The organism is Lutibacter profundi (assembly GCF_001543325.1).
GTDB lineage: Bacteria > Bacteroidota > Bacteroidia > Flavobacteriales > Flavobacteriaceae > Lutibacter > Lutibacter profundi.
Map to the genome: position 1 here is coordinate 379,549 of NZ_CP013355.1, position 19,087 is coordinate 398,635.

The 19,087-nt window shown below is 29.4% G+C and carries 13 protein-coding genes and 2 tRNA genes; 6 read left to right on the forward strand and 9 right to left on the reverse strand.

The window, feature by feature from the left end:
* Positions 1-48 precede the first annotated feature (48 nt).
* From Lupro_RS01710 to Lupro_RS01725, 4 genes are all read left to right on the forward strand, one after another.
* Positions 49-435, forward strand: coding sequence for a hypothetical protein (locus tag Lupro_RS01710; RefSeq protein ID WP_068205765.1), 387 nt, complete (start codon positions 49-51; stop codon positions 433-435).
* A gap of 73 nt (positions 436-508) precedes the next feature.
* Positions 509-4,837: a CusA/CzcA family heavy metal efflux RND transporter gene (locus tag Lupro_RS01715; protein WP_068205766.1), complete on the forward strand. Its 4,329-nt coding sequence runs from the start codon at positions 509-511 to the stop codon at positions 4,835-4,837.
* Positions 4,838-4,839: 2 nt separating this feature from the next.
* Positions 4,840-5,973, forward strand: a complete 1,134-nt coding sequence (locus Lupro_RS01720) for an efflux RND transporter periplasmic adaptor subunit (protein ID WP_068205767.1) — start codon at positions 4,840-4,842, stop codon at positions 5,971-5,973.
* An 85-nt stretch (positions 5,974-6,058) separates the two neighbouring features.
* The gene (locus Lupro_RS01725) at positions 6,059-6,892 is read left to right on the forward strand and encodes a prohibitin family protein (protein WP_068211336.1); all 834 of its coding nucleotides are present in this window, start codon (positions 6,059-6,061) and stop codon (positions 6,890-6,892) included.
* A gap of 43 nt (positions 6,893-6,935) precedes the next feature.
* Here Lupro_RS01725 and Lupro_RS01730 read toward each other — a convergent pair whose 3' ends face one another.
* From Lupro_RS01730 to Lupro_RS01750, 5 genes are all read right to left on the reverse strand, one after another.
* On the reverse strand, positions 6,936-8,072 hold the full coding sequence (locus tag Lupro_RS01730) for a glycerate kinase (protein WP_068205768.1): 1,137 nt from the start codon (positions 8,070-8,072) through the stop codon (positions 6,936-6,938).
* 8 nt (positions 8,073-8,080) lie between these two features.
* A complete protein-coding gene (locus tag Lupro_RS01735) occupies positions 8,081-9,775 on the reverse strand; it encodes a sugar phosphorylase (RefSeq protein ID WP_068205769.1) in 1,695 nt (564 codons plus the stop codon).
* A gap of 62 nt (positions 9,776-9,837) precedes the next feature.
* Complete coding sequence (locus tag Lupro_RS01740; RefSeq protein ID WP_068205770.1) at positions 9,838-11,457, reverse strand: sodium:solute symporter family transporter; 1,620 nt, start codon at positions 11,455-11,457, stop codon at positions 9,838-9,840.
* A 21-nt stretch (positions 11,458-11,478) separates the two neighbouring features.
* Complete coding sequence (locus tag Lupro_RS01745; RefSeq protein ID WP_068205771.1) at positions 11,479-12,792, reverse strand: MGH1-like glycoside hydrolase domain-containing protein; 1,314 nt, start codon at positions 12,790-12,792, stop codon at positions 11,479-11,481.
* 73 nt (positions 12,793-12,865) lie between these two features.
* A complete protein-coding gene (locus tag Lupro_RS01750; RefSeq protein ID WP_068205772.1) occupies positions 12,866-15,526 on the reverse strand; it encodes a TonB-dependent receptor domain-containing protein in 2,661 nt (886 codons plus the stop codon).
* A 170-nt stretch (positions 15,527-15,696) separates the two neighbouring features.
* Between Lupro_RS01750 and Lupro_RS01755 the strand changes: the two genes are divergently transcribed.
* A complete protein-coding gene (locus tag Lupro_RS01755) occupies positions 15,697-16,725 on the forward strand; it encodes a LacI family DNA-binding transcriptional regulator (RefSeq protein ID WP_068205773.1) in 1,029 nt (342 codons plus the stop codon).
* Positions 16,726-16,749: 24 nt separating this feature from the next.
* Here the strand turns inward: Lupro_RS01755 and Lupro_RS01760 are convergent, their stop codons facing one another.
* The 3 genes from Lupro_RS01760 to Lupro_RS01770 all read right to left on the reverse strand — a co-directional run bounded on the left by Lupro_RS01760 (position 16,750) and on the right by Lupro_RS01770 (position 17,970).
* Positions 16,750-17,571, reverse strand: a complete 822-nt coding sequence (locus Lupro_RS01760; RefSeq protein ID WP_068205774.1) for a carboxypeptidase-like regulatory domain-containing protein — start codon at positions 17,569-17,571, stop codon at positions 16,750-16,752.
* Positions 17,572-17,687: 116 nt separating this feature from the next.
* Positions 17,688-17,771, reverse strand: a tRNA-Leu gene (locus Lupro_RS01765).
* Between the two features lie 126 nt (positions 17,772-17,897).
* Positions 17,898-17,970: transfer RNA gene (locus tag Lupro_RS01770), tRNA-Lys, on the reverse strand.
* Between the two features lie 118 nt (positions 17,971-18,088).
* Here Lupro_RS01770 and Lupro_RS01775 point away from each other — a divergent pair.
* On the forward strand, positions 18,089-18,598 hold the full coding sequence (locus tag Lupro_RS01775; protein ID WP_068205775.1) for a shikimate kinase: 510 nt from the start codon (positions 18,089-18,091) through the stop codon (positions 18,596-18,598).
* On the opposite strand, the gene Lupro_RS01780 is transcribed toward Lupro_RS01775, so the two are convergent.
* Positions 18,590-19,087 (reverse strand): phosphoribosyltransferase domain-containing protein, encoded by a 498-nt coding sequence (locus Lupro_RS01780; RefSeq protein ID WP_068211339.1) that lies wholly within the window; start codon positions 19,085-19,087, stop codon positions 18,590-18,592. The two genes, Lupro_RS01775 and Lupro_RS01780, sit on opposite strands and share 9 nt — an antisense overlap.

The following is a 19,087-nucleotide window of genomic DNA, read 5'->3' on the forward strand; positions in this document are numbered from 1 at the left end:
ATGTAAAATATTTGCAAATATTGATTGTATTAAATTTGTTAAGTATTAATGAATAAAACCATTGTCTTCATATTATCATTTACCATTCTAATTCAAAGTTTTAACTTTCAATTAGAAGATATTACCAAGATGCCAGCTTTAGTACATCATATTGCTGATCATTTTAAGAGTGGAGATACTTTTATGGATTTTATTTCAATGCATTATGGGAGCCAGTTTGAAACTCATAAAAACAAACATAAAGAACATCAAAATTTACCACTTAAAAAATATTTGTTAGACCTACATTTTCAGGTTTATATTTCTGTAGCTATAAAAAATTTAGTATTAAATTCTTTTGAAGAAATCTATCTAGAAAAGAAAATATGTAATTATACAGAGCCTTTTTCAAGCTCATTCTCAACTGAAATTTTCCAACCGCCAAAGCATACATAATTCTATTATTATTTTACTATCAAGAAAGTCATACCATTGATTTTCAGCACTATAAATTATAATTAATTAAATTATGTTACAAAAAATTATTAAGCTAAGTATTAGCAATAAACTTATTATACTATTAATAACAGCTGCCATTTTTGGATTTGGAATATTTTCTCTTACACAAATACCTATTGGTGCTGTACCTGATATAACTAACAATCAAGTACAGGTTATAACAACATCACGTAACCTATCAACTCAAGACGTTGAGCAGTTTATTACATATCCTGTAGAGTTAGAAATGGCAAATTTACCTGGAGTAAAAGAAATACGTTCTGTATCAAAATTTGGGTTATCTGTAGTTACCATTGTTTTTGATGACGATTTAGGAACGTATTTACCAAGACAATTGATAGCTGAAAAAATAAAAACAGCTGCAGAAAAGATTCCTGAGGGCTTTGGAACTCCAGAAATGGGACCAATTACAACTGGATTAGGAGAAATTTATCAATATATTTTGGATACAAAACCAGGATATAAAAATAAATATTCTCCAATGGAACTTAGAACTATCCAAGACTGGATAGTTAAAAGGCAACTTTCAGGAATTCCAGGAGTTGTTGAAGTAAATACTTGGGGTGGCTTTTTAAAACAATATGAGGTTGCTTTAAACCCCGAAAAACTAAAATCAATGAATATTGAGATTACTCAAATTATTGATGCTTTAGAAAAAAATAATAGTATTGCTGGTGGTGGCTATATAGAAAAAAGTAATGAAAGTTACTTCGTTAGAGGGGAAGGAATGATAAAATCTCTCGAAGATATTAGAACTATTGTAGTTAAGAACGTTGAGGGAATCCCTATTTTAATACAAGATGTTGCTGAAGTTAAGTTTGGCTTTGCAAATAGATTTGGCGCCATTACAGGTAATGGAGAAGGAGAAAAAGTATTGGGACAAGTAATGATGCTTAAAGATGGAGATTCAAATAGAGTTATTGAAGCAGTTAAGCAACGTGTGGCTGAAATTCAAAAAACATTACCTGAAGGTATTTATATAAATGGTTTTTTAGAAAGAAGTGAACTAATTGGGAAAACTACTTTTACCATTGCCGAAAATCTAATTTTAGGGGTTATTATTGTAATATTTGTAGTCATCTTACTTTTAGGTAGTTTTAGATCTGGTTTAGTTGTCGCTTCTGTAATTCCTTTGTCGTTATTATTTACTCTCTCTATGATGTATATTTTTGGAGTAGATGCTAATTTAATGAGTTTAGGCGCTATAGATTTTGGAATTATTATAGACGGGGCTGTTATTATTGTAGAGTTTATTGCCTTTAAAATTACTAGTAATAGAACTGAGTTGATGAAGCTATCAAAAAATGATAGACAAGATAGTATTGATAAAATAACTTATGATAGTAGTTCAAAAATGATGACTTCAGCTGTTTTTGGACAACTTATTATATTAATTGTATTTATACCAATTTTATCACTGAGTGGCGTTGAAGGGAAAATGTTTAAACCCATGGCTATGGCTTTTAGTTTTGCATTAATTGGAGCTATGTTTTTATGTTTTACGTATGTACCTGTTATTGCATCTATCTTTTTAAAACCCGAAAAAGTAACAAAAAATAACATTTCAAAACGTTTAATGTCTTTCTTTTTAAGTTTATACGAACCAACAATTAAATGGGCATTAAACCATAAAAACACTGTAATTATTTCATCTGTAGCATTATTAATAGCAACAGGTATTCTTTTTAGTAGAATGGGAGGAGAGTTTATACCAACACTAGACGAAGGAGATTTTGTAATTCAACCTGTTTTAAAAACAGGAACTTCATTAACAAGAACTGTAGAAATTACAACACAGATAGAACAAATTTTATTAGATAATTTCCCTGAAGTAGCTCAAGTAGTTTCACGTATTGGTGCTGCTGAAGTACCTACAGATCCTATGTCAATGGAGGAAAGTGATGTAATTATTAAATTAAAACCAAAAGGAGAATGGGTTTCTGCAAATACAAAAGATGAATTAGCAGATAAGTTTAAAGAAAAACTTTCAATAATTCCTGGAGTTGATTTTGAATTTACACAACCTATAGAAATGCGTTTTAATGAGTTAATTACAGGTGTTAGAGCCGATGTTGCAATTAAGATATTTGGTGAAGACTTAACTGTTTTGGCAAGTAAAGCAACTGAAATTAAACAAAAAATAGCAAATGTTGAAGGAGCATCCGATATTATAGTTGAAAAAATTGACGGTTTACCTCAAATGACTGTTTCTTATGATAGAAAAAAAGTATCTCGGTACGGTTTAAATATCAAAGATTTAAATCAGGTAATTTCAATGGCTTTTGCAGGAGAAACTTTAGGGAGTGTTTTTGAGGGAGAGCGTAGGTTTGATTTAGTTGTAAGAATGCAATCGGGTTATAGAAAAAACATAGATGGACTTAAAAATTTATATGTTGATGCTCCTTCAGGAAATAAAATACCACTTCATGAATTGGCAACAATTGCATATACAAAAGGACCAGCAAAAATATCTAGAGACAATACTAAAAGGCGTATTGTTATAGGGGTTAATGTTAGAAATAGGGATATGGAATCAGTAGTTGAAGACATCCAAAAAATAATAGAAAAAGAAGTGAAATTACCTGTTGGTTACACCGTTTCTTATGGAGGACAGTTTGAAAATTTAAATAGCGCCAAAGCACGATTAATAATTGCACTTCCAATAGCGTTATTTCTAATTTTTATTCTATTACACTTTGCATTTAAATCTATAAAAGAAGCTCTTATGGTATTCTCTGCAATTCCTTTGTCAGCTGTAGGAGGCGTACTTTTCCTTTGGATAAGAGATTTGCCTTTTAGTATTTCTGCGGGTGTAGGGTTTATAGCATTATTTGGTATTGCTGTTTTAAATGGAATAGTACTTATTGAGCATTTAAAAGAATTGAAAAAAAGAGGAATGGATGATATAAATGAACGCATATTATTAGGAACAAAAGAGCGTTTAAGACCCGTTATATTAACTGCAGCAGCAGCAGCTTTAGGTTTTTTACCTATGGCAATATCTACAAATGCCGGAGCTGAGGTTCAAAGACCATTGGCTACGGTGGTTATTGGTGGTTTGGTAACTGCAACAATTTTAACCTTGGTAGTGCTACCTGTTTTATATGCTATTTTTGACACCAAAGAATTTAAAATTAAGAGAAAAAATAAATTTAAAATGACCATATTTTCTTTACTTATTTTGAGTCCAATAATTGCTTTTTCACAAGAAAAACCAATAACTTTAAGTGAAGCTATTTCTTTGGCTGTTAATAATAATAAGCAGCTTAATATTAAGAAATTAGAAGTTAATAAAGATAAAAAATTGGTTAATGGAGCTTTTGAAATTGATAAAACGAGATTGTACTATACTTATGATGAAACTAATTTAGGGGTTAATGGTAAACCATTTGAAACTTTTGGCATTGATCAAACAATTGAATTTCCAACAGTATACTTTGCGAAAAAGAAAGTAGCTAAAATAAACGCTAATTTATCGGATTTAAACTATAATATAGCGAAAGAAAACCTAATAAAAGAAGTATCTAAATCATATTATAAAATTGTTTATTTAAATCAAAAGAAGAAATATTTAGCTCATATAGATAGTTTATATAAAAACTTTTCAATAGCAGCAAAGCGAAAATTTGAATTGGGAGAATCTAGTTATTTGGAAATGATTATTTCACAGTCAAAACACAAGCAATTTGAGGTACAGTACAATCAACTTCAAAATGATATAAATATAGCTTATGAAAGTTTTAACTTATTGCTTCAAACAAATAGAGTAACCAGAGTAAAAAATATTGGCGTAGCAAAAGTTAAATTAAAGTATTTAAATTTAAGCTCTCATTTGGTTAATAGATATTATTCAGAAAACTCAAGATTATTTAATGCTAAAAAAGGATTAGAAAAGCAACAATTATTACCCGATTTACAATTTAATTATTTTAATAGTAAAGATTTAGTCGCAAATACATCTGTAAACAGTTTTCAGGCAGGAATTACGATACCATTGTTCTTCTTGGGAAAATCATCAAAAATTAATGCTGCCAAAATACAGGAGGATATTTCTAATGAAATGGCAATAGATTCAAGCCTGAAGCTAGCATCTAAATATGAGCGCTTATTAGAAGAACTTAATAAAAATGAATCACAGTTAAATTATTACCAAGATAACGGAAAAAAAATGGCGTCTGAAATTTTAAAAACGGCCATACTAAGCTATAGAAATGGGGAAATAGATTTTTTTCAATACATACAAAGCATTGAAACTGCAAGTAAAATTGAGATGGATTATTTAAACATTTTAAATGCATATAATCAAATTGTTTTAGAAATAAATTATTTAAACTTATAAAAATGAAAAATCACATATTAAAAATAGCATTCCTTTTTTTTATAATTAGTACAGTTTCTTGTAAAAATTCAAAAACTGAAGAAATACCTGTTGATATTATAAAAAAAGATAATAGCCTTGTTGAAATTACTTCCTCTCAGTTTGAAAATTCAAAAATGGAATTAGGGAAAATTTCAAAGCAACTTTTTACAGAAACTATTAAAACAAATGGATATATAGATGTGCCTCCAGCAAACCGTGCAAAAGTAAGTGCTATAATTGGAGGATATGTTAAGAAATCTCCGTTACTAGTTGGTGATAGGGTAACCAAAGGACAATTATTATTAACTATTGAGAACCCAGATTTTATTGAAATACAACAAAATTATTTAGAAATTTCTGAGAAATTAACCTATCTAAAATCTGAATATAATAGGCAAAAAATCTTATTTGATGAAAACATCACTTCGAAAAAAAACTATTTAAAAGCAGAAAGTGATTATAAAAGTTCTGTAGCTTTACTTAACGGATTGGCCGCAAAGTTGAAAATGATTAATATCAACCCCTTAAGTGTAAAAGCGGGTAAAATAACATCAATAGTGCCAATTTACGCTCCAATAAGTGGAAGTGTAACCGCTGTTTATACAAATGTAGGAGAATTTATGAATGCATCAGATGTTTTGTTGGAAATAATAAATAACGAACATAAACACCTTGAGTTAATTGTATTTGAAAAAGAAATTTTAAAAATTAGAGAAAAACAGCCAATTTTATTTAAAATTCCTGAGTCTTCTTCAGAAAAATATAAAGCTAAAGTTTTCTTAGTTGGAAAATCAATTGATAAAAATAGAACAGTTAGGGTGCATGGACACCTAGAAAACGAAGATGTACCTTTTATAGTAGGTATGTTTGTTGAAGCGAAGATTATTACCAACTCTGTTGAAAAACAAGCATTACCTATTGAAACTGTTCTTGAAAAAGATGGCGAATATTTTGTTTTGGTGTTGAGAGAAAAAAATAATGAAACATATAAATTTGAAAAAATAAAAGTTGAAATTGGAGAAAAAAATGAAGATTGGATTGAAATATTAGACAATAACTTAGAAAATATACAAATTTTAACAAAAGGAGCTTTTTTACCATTGGAGAAAGGTTAAACTGTTTATTGTTACTAAATAGTATTTAAAATTAAATTTAATGAATTCTATTTTGTATTTTTGGCTAAATCTAAAAAAACTAAAAATGAGCGATAACGGACAGTTAAAATTACCAAAATCAATAATGCCTATCATTATATTAGTGATAGTTGTTATAATATTTTTATCAAAGTCTACAATTACCATTGATTCAGGAGAAGTAGGAGTTTTATATAAAACTTTTGGAGGCGGAGTTGTTACAGATGAAGCACCTTTGGGAGAAGGCTTTCATATAGTTGCACCTTGGAATAAAGTTTTTGTATACAATGTAAGACAGCAAGAATTGTTTGAAAGAGAGATGTCTGTATTATCTTCAAATGGACTTGAAATTAAATTAGATGCTTCTGTATTATATCAACCTACAGCAGCTACAGTTGGATTTTTACATCAAACAAGAGGTTCAGATTATTTAAATAGTGTAATTATACCTGCAATTAGATCAGCAACAAGAAGTGTTGTTGGTAGATATACACCAGAACAATTATATTCAACAAAAAGAGATGCGATACAGGCAGAAATTTTTGAAGAAACAAAAAAAATTATTGAACCTCAATATATACAACTAAATTCAGTTTTAGTGAGAGATGTAACACTTCCTCCTACAATCAAAACAGCAATTGAACGTAAACTAAAGCAAGAACAAGAATCTTTAGAGTATGAATTTAGATTGGTAACAGCATCAAAAGAAGCTGAAAAAGTACGTATTGAAGCACAAGGAAAAGCAGATGCTAACCGTATTTTAAGTGCATCACTTAACGATAAAATTTTACGTGATAAAGGTATTGAAGCTACTATAAAATTAGCTGAATCTCCTAATAGTAAAGTTATTGTTATAGGTTCAGGAAAAGGTGGTTTACCTATTATTTTAGGAAATCAATAATAATTTATAGTTAACTTTTAAAAAAGACCGTCTGAAAATATTTTCAGACGGTCTTTTTTATTGCCTGAATTAAGTTATGAGCGATATTTGTAACGTGACTTGAAGCATTTTGGGTAGCATCTTCAATAGTTACACCTAAATCTAGAATTGCATGAATAGATGAAGGGTTTAAATTTTCTTGAACTAATTCTTTATCTTTAATAACTCCTGAAATAATAGAAAAGGGGATGTTATTTTGAGTAGCAATAACACTAATACCTTTAATTACTTTTCCTTCAAGAGTTTGTTTATCAACACTTCCTTCTCCTGTAATTATTAAATCTATTTTAGAGTTTAAATGCTTTTTGAATTTGGTTTGCTCTATCATAAAATCAATTCCTGATTTTATATTGGCATTTAAAAAACATACTGCGCCAGCACCCAATCCACCTGCAGCTCCAGCTCCAGCTCCTTCAATGGTATTCACAGATTTACCGAAGTGATTTTTAACTTGTTTACTGAAATTTAGCAAGCCTAAATCTAGCATTTCAATTTCTTCAGCAGAAGCTCCTTTTTGACTTCCGTAGGCAAAAGCAGCTCCATTTTTGCCATACAATGGGTTTTTAACATCACAAACAACGGTAAAGTTAATGTTGGTCAAATCAAAAAGTATATTTTCTTTTTTTATTTTGGTTATATTTATTAATTCTTTTCCTATTGGAGTAATTAATTCATTTTTGGTGTTGTAAAACTCATAACCTAAGGCTGTAGCCATACCAATACCAGCATCGTTTGTAGCACTTCCTCCAATAAAAAGCACAATATTTTTAAAACCCTTTTCCAGTGCATCTAAAATTAATTGTCCTGTACCAATAGTTGAAGTATAATAACAATTTTGCTGATGTTTTTCTAATAATTGGAGTCCGGAAGCACTAGACATTTCAATAAAAGCGGTATCACTTGATACATTGTAATTTGCAGCAATATACTTGAACAAAGGGTTTTTTACAAGTACAGAAATGGTCTCTAATTTAAAATAGTTTTGTAAAATATCTAATGTACCTTCACCGCCATCGGCAAGAGGGTGTTTAATGGTTTCAATTGTAGAATCAAATTTTTTAATACCTTTTTCAACTGCATCACAAACATCTTGTGCAGAAAGGGAACCTTTAAATTTATCAGGAGCAATAATAATTTTCATTTATGTTGTTATTTTTCTTTAAACCAAGCATAATTGTGTGGCTCAATTTTCCAAGTATTTTCTACTAACTCTTCATTATTTAATAAATCAACTGCATTTTTTGCTAAAGCATTTATTTTAATCAATGTATTGCTAAAGTTAAAAACTGTGTAAATAATTTCTTTATTGAACTGTCTTTTTATGACAAATATTTTATGGTTTTCAAGATTAAAGTATTCCGCTTTACCAAACGGATTAAAGGCCTTTTCATTGGTTCTAACCTTTAAGAGTTTTTTATAAGAAGTGTAAACTTTATTTCTTAAGCCTCCAAAAATTTTAAGTTCTTTAGAAATTTCTTCAAAAATAAGTTTTTCTCTGTTTATTCTTCTTTTAATACCCGATTCTTCAACGCCTTTATAATAATTACGGGAGCCAACTAACGAATGAAAATAAATACCTGGCACACCAGGCATTGCAAGCATAACAGCTTGTGTAAGTAACATTTTGCGTATAATGGTTTCTTCATTATCACTTTCGGTACTCAATAAATCCATATAGTTGCAATTCAATTCATAAGGAGATTGGGTACCGTCTTCGTTGTTTTTGTACCCAACTTGTCCGCCACGTTTTTCAGCATGATGTGCTAATTCATTTATTTCTTCACTAGAAATAATATTTTGAAGCGGTCGCATACCTATACCATCATGACTGGCGGTGAAATTGAAAAAACACACTTTATTACTTGGAAGTTCTAATGAGTTTGCCCATTTAGAAAGTACTTTTGTATTTCCTTTTATAATTGAATAAACTAATAAAGGAGCTAAGGTAAAATTATATACCAAATCAGCTTCATCTTGTCCATTTCCAAAATAGGAAATATTTTCTTTATGCGGAACGTTAGTTTCTGTAATAAGAAAAACGTTGTTTGTTAATGTCTTAATTATCTGTTTATACAATTTAATAATTGTATGAGTTTCAGTTAAATGAATACAAGATGTTCCAATTTTTTTCCATAAAAAAGCAATAGCATCCAATCGTATAAATTTTGCATTTTTTGAAGCATAGAATAACAAAACATCTAAAACTGCAATAAAAACTTCGGGTGCTGCATAATTTAAATCTACCTGATCTTCACTAAAAGTAGTCCATATATGCTTTTCAACTCCATGTGTATTTTTAAAAGGTGTTAATAGCGGTAAAGCTCTAGGACGAACTACCATAGATAGGTTTTCATTTGGGGTAACAGCTAAAAAAAAATCTTTATATTCACTATCTTCGGCTAAAAATGATTTGAACCATTGTGAAGATTTAGACATGTGATTTACTACTGCATCAAACATTAAATTACTACGATTAGATAGGTTTGAAATATCATTCCAACTCCCTAAATTTGAATCTACTTCAAAATAATCTGTAACAGAAAATCCATCATCTGATGTGTATGGAAAAAATGGTAAAATGTGTGTAGTATTAATTTCAGGTAAACAAAATTCATCCACAAACTGTTTTAATGTTTGCAAATGAGTTTGACCTTGTTTTTGTACATTATCTCCATAGGTAATTAGAATCACGTCCTTTTCATTTAAAGGATTATTTGTCGCATTAATTTTTGTCCTATATTTTTCAATTAATTGTTCTATATGCTTGTAAACCCAATTAGAACGATCTCCGTAAAGGTCTTTTAGGGAGTTAATTATAGTTGCTTTATTTAAAGGTTTTGTCATAAATATTGATAAAACAGATTGTTATAAATACAGATTAATAGTATTAATAATTAGATTTGAGATTAAATATACCCTAAAATTGTTGGTAAATAGAGACTAAATATTAAGATGACAATAAAGAATATAAGTAAAATTAAAACTTCTTTTGATAACACATCTTCTCGCTTTATTATGAAATTAATAGTGAAACTTTCTTTGGTTTTTGATTTGTAAATTTCGCTAAATAATAAAGCAAGCACTATAGTAATTACAAAACCTGTAAGATTAAACCATATCCAAAAGATGTTTTCAAAATTGAATTTGATTAAAAGGTTAATAACAACACCACCAACAATACCTACATTCATACCTATATGGTTTACTCTTTTCACTAAAATAGCCAATACAAATGTTGCTAAAATTGGCCCATAAAATTGAGATGAAATGATATTAATAAGTTCAATTACAGTTCCTTGAGTTCCTCCAAATAAATATGCTGCGGCAATACATACAATACCCCAAAAAATTACTGATAATTTGGAATATTTCATATAGTTAGCTTCACTTAATTTTTTTGAACCCCTATTAAAAAAATCCTCGATACTAACAGCACCCAAAGAGTTAATAGTTGAACTTAACGAAGACATTGCTGCAGATAAAATACCAACTATTAAAATCCCTATTAACCCATGTGGTAAATATTTGGTTATAAAAACAGGAATCATTAAATCTGCTTTAATGCCATTTGTAAGAAATTGCTCAGGATAATGTAATCGTGTCATATCAGTAATTTCGGTAAGAAAATCAGGTGTTAATAGTACTAAAGCACCAATAATCAATCCCATTAAGCTGTATACCAGTACAATAGGAAAACGTAACAATCCATTTGCTAATAATAATTTTTTAATTGTTCCTTCATTTTTAGCAGACATTAACCGTTGTGCCTGTGTTTGATCAGTTCCGTAGTATGAAATATATAAAAATAAGCCACCCAAAACCATTGGCCAAAAACCAAATTCACCACCATCAAATCCGTAATTTGAAAATTCGATAACATTTAATCTTTGTGGGTCAAAACCAGTAAAATTACCATTATCTTGTAATAAGTTCCATCCGTAAATTAAACAAATAATTAAGCCTGTAAATAAAATAATCATTTGTATAGCATCTCCCCAAACAACAGCTTTCATTCCTCCTTGGTAGGAATATATTAAAGTAATAACACTTATAATTAAAATGGTCCAATGAAAGTTTATATTTAATACAGCTTGCAATATCATTGCAATAGTGTACACCATTACACCAGTTGCCAAAGATCTACTAATTTGAAAAACAACACTTAAAATAATACGGGTTGAAGTTGAAAAACGTCTTTCAACAAATTCATAAATACTAATAATATTTGCACGGTAGAGTGGTGGGATAATAATTAGCATTATTCCAATCATAGCCAATGGAACAGCGAATTCAAAAGTCAACCATTTCATTCCGCCATTTTGTGCCAACCCAACAAAAGCGGGAGCAGAAATAAAGCTAATTGCAGATAATTGTGTAGCCATTGTTGATAAACTTAATGGAAACCAACCCATATCTTGACCACCCAAAAAATAGTCTTTAGCATTTTTATTTTCTTTGAAAAAATAACCCAATCCTAAAAAGCCTACGGAATAAACGATAACAACTAAATAATCTAACCAATTCATATTACAGATTTTATGTGTTTATTAATTATTAATTAAATCTAAAAATAAAGCTGCACTCCATGAAAAATTATTTCCTCCACATCCTTTACTTTCTGTATTATAAACTGATTTTCTAGCGTCAAAATATTCATAAAAACCAACTTTATCAACTAATTCTATACTGTCTGACTTTATTCTTTGTGCAATTTCATTATATCCATAATCAAGTAATCCATAATATAGCATCCAATTTAAATTAATCCAAACAGGGCCTCTCCAATATTTTTTCGGGTTATAGCGCTCATTTGTTGGATCAAATGAAGCACATAAATACATGTCTTCTCCTCCAAATTTTGTAATCATTGTAGAAATAAGTTGAGCTGCTCTTTGCTTACTTGGTATGTTTGCAAATATAGGTACAAAAGAAGATGAACTTACTAAACGAATAGGTTTTTCATTTCTTAAATCGTAATGAACATAAGCTCCTAATTCATCATCATATAATTTGGTGTTAAATGATTTAACACCTTTGTTTGTCCATTTTAGAAGTTGCGTTATTTTATCTTCATTATTACCAATAATTTTGTACAAATTAATTAATGCATTATTAGATTTTATAAGTACTGCATTAAACAAGGGGTCTTGCACTAAAAAAGGAGATAATTCAGCAATTTTTGCATCATCGTAATTGTTTTCTTTAGCAATATCAATAATGTGTAGATAGTAATTGTATTCTTTTTTTGTAGGTCTTTCAGAAGGATCTACATGTGAAGTGTCCCTTCTTTCAAAATCGTAATCAGGTGAGTTCATTGTTTTCCATATATCATCCCAAACAGGGGAGTTATCTGTTCCAGATTCCCAGTTGTGATAAATATAAACAAGTCCTTCATTATTTATATCTCTATTCTTATAAAAGTAGGTGTGATTATCATAAACTTTATCGATATTTTTTTTTATAAAATCCAAAATATCTATTTTATCTTTTGCAATCTGATATATTTTTTCAAGAACAAAACCTGTAACAGGAGGTTGAGTCATTCCTGTCGACTTATATTCTGTTGAAGCATCTAGATGTAATTCTGCCATATGAAAATCGGGCCCTGGGAAATAAGAATTACTTTCATTATGGAAAATTATGTGTGGAATAAATCCGTTATTCCATTGAGCATTTAAAAGTGTTTCTATTTCACTTTTTGCTTTATTTATGTCATAATGAGCATATCCAATAGCTATAAATCCAGAATCCCAATACCATTGAAATGGATACAAACCTTTGCATGGCAATGTAAATCCTTTTTTTTCTTGGAAGTTAGAGTTCAAAATATTTTGAGCGGTATTTACTAGGCTAGATGTCATTGAGGTGATTTTAAAAAAAGGATACATTAATAAGTTACCTCATTAATGTACCCTAGTCATTAATTAACAAATATTAAAAATTAAATGTTGCAGTTAAGAATACTCTACGAGGTAAAATAGGTCTTCCAAAGAAAAACTCTTCTTCTACCTGCCCTACAGCTCTTGGATCTCCTTCTGTAACAGCATCACTATCAAGTGCATTAAAGACTGAAAACCCAAGTCTTAAAGTCTCATCATTTTCACCTAAATTCATGGAATAACCAGCACCTAATCTTAGTATACTAATAGCTTCTAATTCTATATTGTTATTATCTGCAGCAAATTTTTTGCCCGTATAGTTCATTGATAGCATTGTATCAAACTTGCTATTGTCATAATATAAACCTAAGCTCCCTAAAATATTAGGCTGTCTTGCTAACTTATTTCCTTCATCAGCAATTGTTGTACCGCCATTCACTAAATCTTCATTTATATTTTTGGTAATTTCATGGTTTTGATAAGTTGCTGAACCTCTAAAGTTTAAAACTTCAGTAAGTTTATAATCCCAAGTAGCTTCTAGGCCAAAAGTAGCTGTATTTTGCTCAGACCTAGTTTGATCAACTAAAGAACCGTTTACAATTGCTTGAGTTATTTTAATTCTATCTTTTAAACTAACATAATACATGGCTAAAGAACCGGTTAATTTATCATTACCAATTTTAGTACCTGCTTCAAATTGAATAATTTTTTCTGAATCATATTTACTACCAGTAACACCTGTTGCAATTGGAGTAAACCCTCTAAGTTGTGGAAAGAAAAATCCTTTTGAAAAGTTTGCATATAAGTTTACTACATCAGATAATTCATATAAACCTGCTAAAGATAAGGCCCAATCTGTTGCATTAACATCTGCAATAGTAAAGCCTCCATCTGCATATTTTACATTACTTAATGCTGATGTAATGTTAGCATCATTATAAACTGTAGATTCAACTATACTACCATTGCTAAAAGTACCTTTTGTATTTTCAATTCTAAACCCTACATCAAAACGCCATTTATCAAAAATCATTTCATCTGTAGCATAAAAAGCAGATTTGTTTTGAGATAAATACTTGTTAGATGTCATTCCTATTCTGTTATAAATACCTTGTTGTGAATAAATAACATTGTTACCGCTAGCATTAGTATAACTAAGATTTACTATTTGTGGGTTATTGTTAAATTCAGATAACACTCTAAATTGATAGTTAATATCTTCAGCTTCCGTACGTGATATAAAAGTACCTACTGTAATATTATGAGATCCATTATCTGTTTCAACTCTTTTTATTAAAGAAGCTTCACCTGAGTAATCTGTCATAGGGCGTAGTCTATCAATATGTAAATTGTCAATTACTAAATCTGAACCACTAATTTGTTCAGAAGAACCTTGGTATGTAGCAGAGTAACCTAAATTACCAGCATCTAAACCATTTACATAATCATTTAAGGAAATTGGGTTGCCTTGAGCACCGTTTCCTCCAATGTATAATGCAAAGCTGTGTTTGTAATTTGCGTATTTAATTTTTGATTTAAATTTTAAATTATTATCAAACCTGTAATTAAAATCTGCCATTAAATATCCGCCTTGTGTTGAAACTCCATCAGCGATAGGACTTTTATAAATACCACCAGGTGTATTAAAAGAAACGTTAGCTAATTGAGAAGGTAATAATTGATATACATCTTCTCCGTCATTACCTGCTAAACGAGATCTACTACCTCCTTCTAATGGTAATGGCATAAAGAACTGAGCGTTATCATTTATAAATTGTCCGTGAATTGTAAAAGACCCATTATCAAATTTCTTTTTAATGTTAGCTCTTAACTGAACACCTTTTGTTGGTAATCCCGTGTTAATTGGTCCTTCATCATATCTCATAAACCCTGTTAAGGCATAGTATGTGTTAGAATCTTCACCACCTAATTGGCCACCAGTATAAAAATCAGTTTTAATTCTTCCTTCGTTAGCCCACTCTACGTTAACAAGATTTTCAGGATTAGAATCACCTGTTTTACTTGTATAATTTATAATACCAGCTACTGAACCTGCACCATATAATACTGCAGCACCACCTCTTACAAATTCTACACCTTTAAAACCAACATCAGGTCTAGCGTATACATCGTGTGCAGAAGAGTTTAAGCCAAAAGTACTCATTAATGGCATTCCATCATATTGTAAAGGGTTAAAAACATACTGACCACCAGAAGGTAACCCTCTAACAAAAACATTTGTTGCAGTTTCACCACCACCACCTTCAGCAGTTATACCAGGTACACTTCTAATGATGTCTGCTTGGCTATTTGCAGATAATTTAATAATATCTTTTTGTTTGATAGAAGTAATTGATAAAGGAGATTGTTTTTGGGATCTTCTAGTAGATGTAGCTGTTAAAACAACATCTTCGAGGCTTTCAACACTTTCATTTAAGATAAAATCAACTGTTACAATTCCAGAAAAATTAATAGTTTTAGTTTGAGAAAAGTATCCCATAAATAAAGCTTTTAATTCATGTTCACCCGTTAATTGAGTTGTTATTTCATAGTTTCCGTCAAAATCAGTAGTAGTTCCAACATCAGTACCACTAATAATAATATTTACCCCAGGTATTGGACTTCCAGATTTATCAACAACAGTCCCTTTAACTGTTGTTTGAGAATAAGCAAAAGAACTTATTAATAATAAAAGTCCTAGTATAATTTTTTTCATAAGTATAAATAGTTAAAAATTAGTATTCTATTAATTATTCTGTAAATGAAAACATAAACTAGTTAATTTTGCATCAAATTTAGTCAAATATCTACGCAAACGTTTGCGGTAACGTTTGCAATTTAAAATTATAAGGTTAAGTTTGTACTCATAAACCAAAAATTTATAAAATGCCAAAGAAAAATTTAATTACACTAAAAAAAATTGCTCAAGATTTAGGGTTCTCAATTTCTACTGTTTCAAGAGCATTAAATGATCATCCAGACATTAGTATAAAAACGAAGGAGAAAATTAAGGCATTTGCGTCTAAATTTAACTATGTACCAAATTTATTTGCTAGAGGTTTTAGAACACATAAAACAAATATAATAGGGGTTATTGTCCCAAATATTTCGCATTACTTTACCTCAACTTTGCTTAAAGGTGTTTTAGAAGAGGCAGAAATTCATGGGTATAAAGTAATTATATCAGAATCTGTTAACAATATTACAAAGCAAACTGAAATGCTGCAAACAATGAACCAATTTGGCGTTGATGGAATCTTATTATCTTTAGCAAGGGAGACTAAAAATGTAGATACTATTCTAAATATACTTGAGCAAGTACCGCTAGTTTTGGTAGATAAAGTATCTACTAAAGTGCCTTGCACTCAGGTTGTTATAGATGATGAAGATGCAGCATTTAGAGCTGTTGAACATTTAATAAATACAGGAAAAAAACGTATTGCAATTATTAAAGAGACAGAAAGTTCTTTTACTTCTGAAAAAAGATATTTGGGTTATTTAAGAGCTTTAAGAACATATAATTTAGAAATTGATGATACTATTATTTTAAGCTCGGAAGACATTTCAATTCATCAGGCAAAAAGACTTGCAAATATTTTAATAAGTCTACAACATAAACCTGATGCCGTTTTTGCTATTACCGATGGAGCAGCTATTGGGGTCATAAAAGCATTGAAAAAAAATAAAATTAACATCCCAGAAGAAATTGCTGTTGTTGGATTTAGCAATTCTCTAAATTCAATTATTATAGAGCCTAAATTAACTACTATTGATCAACCAGGTAATAAAATTGGGTCTGTAGCTATGAAATACCTCATTAATGAAATTAACAATGAAAATAATATTTCTAATAAAACAGTTGTTATAAAAACGAATTTAATAGTTAGGGACTCATCATTTAAAATAAATAAGTAGTTATAAATAAGATTAAAAGTATTCTTATTGTTTATCAATTTTTTTTATGGTACTTCCCTTTTTTATAGCTTTGTAATTTTCATAACATAATAGTACAGCTTCAATTAACTGTAAATCGCTTGCAGACTTAATAAAGTAATCTGAATAATTACATTCATTTAATAAATCATTTAATTCTTGGGCATCCATATCTAAATACTCCATCATAATTTCTCTATTAAATTTACCTTCTAGCATTTCTCGCAAATTATCAGTGCTTCTAAGTTTTTTTAATTTTTTGAGCTGCTTCGGTTTTTTACCAAATAAATTGTACACAAAATCTATAGGACGAAATAAGGCATCAATAGGAGAGGTGTAATTTTTTCTACTTCTTGAGCCTACTTCGTATGTTTGGCGTAAGCCAACAATATGAATTCTAGAATATTTATCTTTTGGTACATTTTTGGCGTCAATTTCTAAAACACCAATAAGTTTATGTGATTTAACAACTACCTCTTTTAACTGCTCTGTTTTTTCATTCAATTCAATAACAAGCTCATTTCTTAGTAAATCATTTGTTATTTTTAACTTAATAGATTGGAAACCTAAATAAGAAATATAAAGAGTATCATTAGCTTTTGTTTCAATTTCAAAATATCCATTGTCATCAGTTACGGTTCCAATTACAGAATTTAAATTAAATAAATTGGCGCCAATTAAGGGTTTTTGGTTACTATTATTAACAACTTGTCCTCTTAATGAAGCAGTTAATCCAATAGTGTCAATAGGTTTAATAACGTTAGATTCTTGTGAAAACCCTTTAAGTGTTATTAAAAAAAAGGCTATATATAGTGTGTATTTATGCATATGCAATGATACTAATTAAAAAGGAAAAAATTGTTAAAGAAATACAAAAGAGGCAGTATTTTTTTATTTTAGTATTAACAATTTAAAAAGTATATTCTCTACACTTAAAAAAGAAGTGCACATAACAGGAGTCGAACCTGCACGAACTATTGTTCACCAGCCCCTCAAGCTGGCGCGTCTACCAATTCCGCCATATGTGCTTTATTAGATGTGAATTTAAATAAAAAAGTTAAGCTAGTAGCTCAACTTTTAATGCGAATAGGCTTGGGCTTACTTTGGCTACGCTCAACATAAACTTTTCGCTCATAAAATTTTTATTCCAAATGTGACCTGGCTGGGGCTCGAACCCAGGACCACCTCCTTAAAAGGGAGGTGCTCTACCAACTGAGCTACCAGGTCAATTCTCCTTTAGCAATTGCGAGTGCAAATATACTATCTAAACTTAAGAAAACAAGTTTTTTTATGTTGTTTTTTAAACGATATTTGTTTTCTAATTTGAAATACGTAAAAAGTAATTATGAAAATTGTTTTATTAGGATATATGGCAAGTGGAAAATCTGCCATAGGTAGTGTTTTAGCAAACAAATTAAAAATTCAGTTTATGGATTTAGATGCATATATTGAAGAAAAAGAACAATTATCTATTGCTACTATTTTTGAAAAGAAAGGTGAGATTTACTTTAGAAAAATAGAAGGTGACTATTTACTAGAATTACTTAATTTAAAAAAAGATATTGTACTTTCTGTAGGTGGAGGAACGCCTTGTTATGGTAGAAATATGAAGCTAATTGAAACAAATTCAATTTCATTTTATTTAAAAGCCTCCATTCAAACAATTTTTGAGCGACTTCAAAGTAATAAATCTCAAAGACCATTGGTTGCCTCTATTGATAAAGAAAACTTGAAAGAATATATAGCAAAACACTTATTTGAGAGAGTTGCTTTTTATGAAAAAGCTAAACACACTATATTGGTAGATAAAAAAAATATTTTTGAGATTGTAAATGAAATTAAGCGGCTACTCTAAAAAGGCATATGAATTTTTATTTTCAAATACTACTGAAACATGCTCTCCCATTGAAGTTGATAATGAAAGACCTTTAAAATCTGCTTTCACAGGATATTTTTTATGATTTCTATTAATTAATACAGCTGTGTTAAATTGTTTTAATGGAACTTCTAAAAAATGTTTAATTCCATATATTAAAGTAGTCCCAGAGTTTAGTACATCATCAACCAAAATTAATGATTTATTTTTATAATTATCAGTATCTATACTTGTTGTTATTTTTTTTAAAGGATTTTTTTTATCAATTATAACCTCACATAAAGTTACTTTTAATTTAGATATTGTTTTTAAAATAGTTGTTATTTTTTGCGCAAATACGTATCCATTCCCATTTATTCCAGCAATTATAATTTCATTTTCATTATAATTATTTTCATAAATTTGATATGCTATTCTCCTAGTTTTATTTTGAATTTGCTCGTTTGTTAGAATAATAGAACCGTTCAT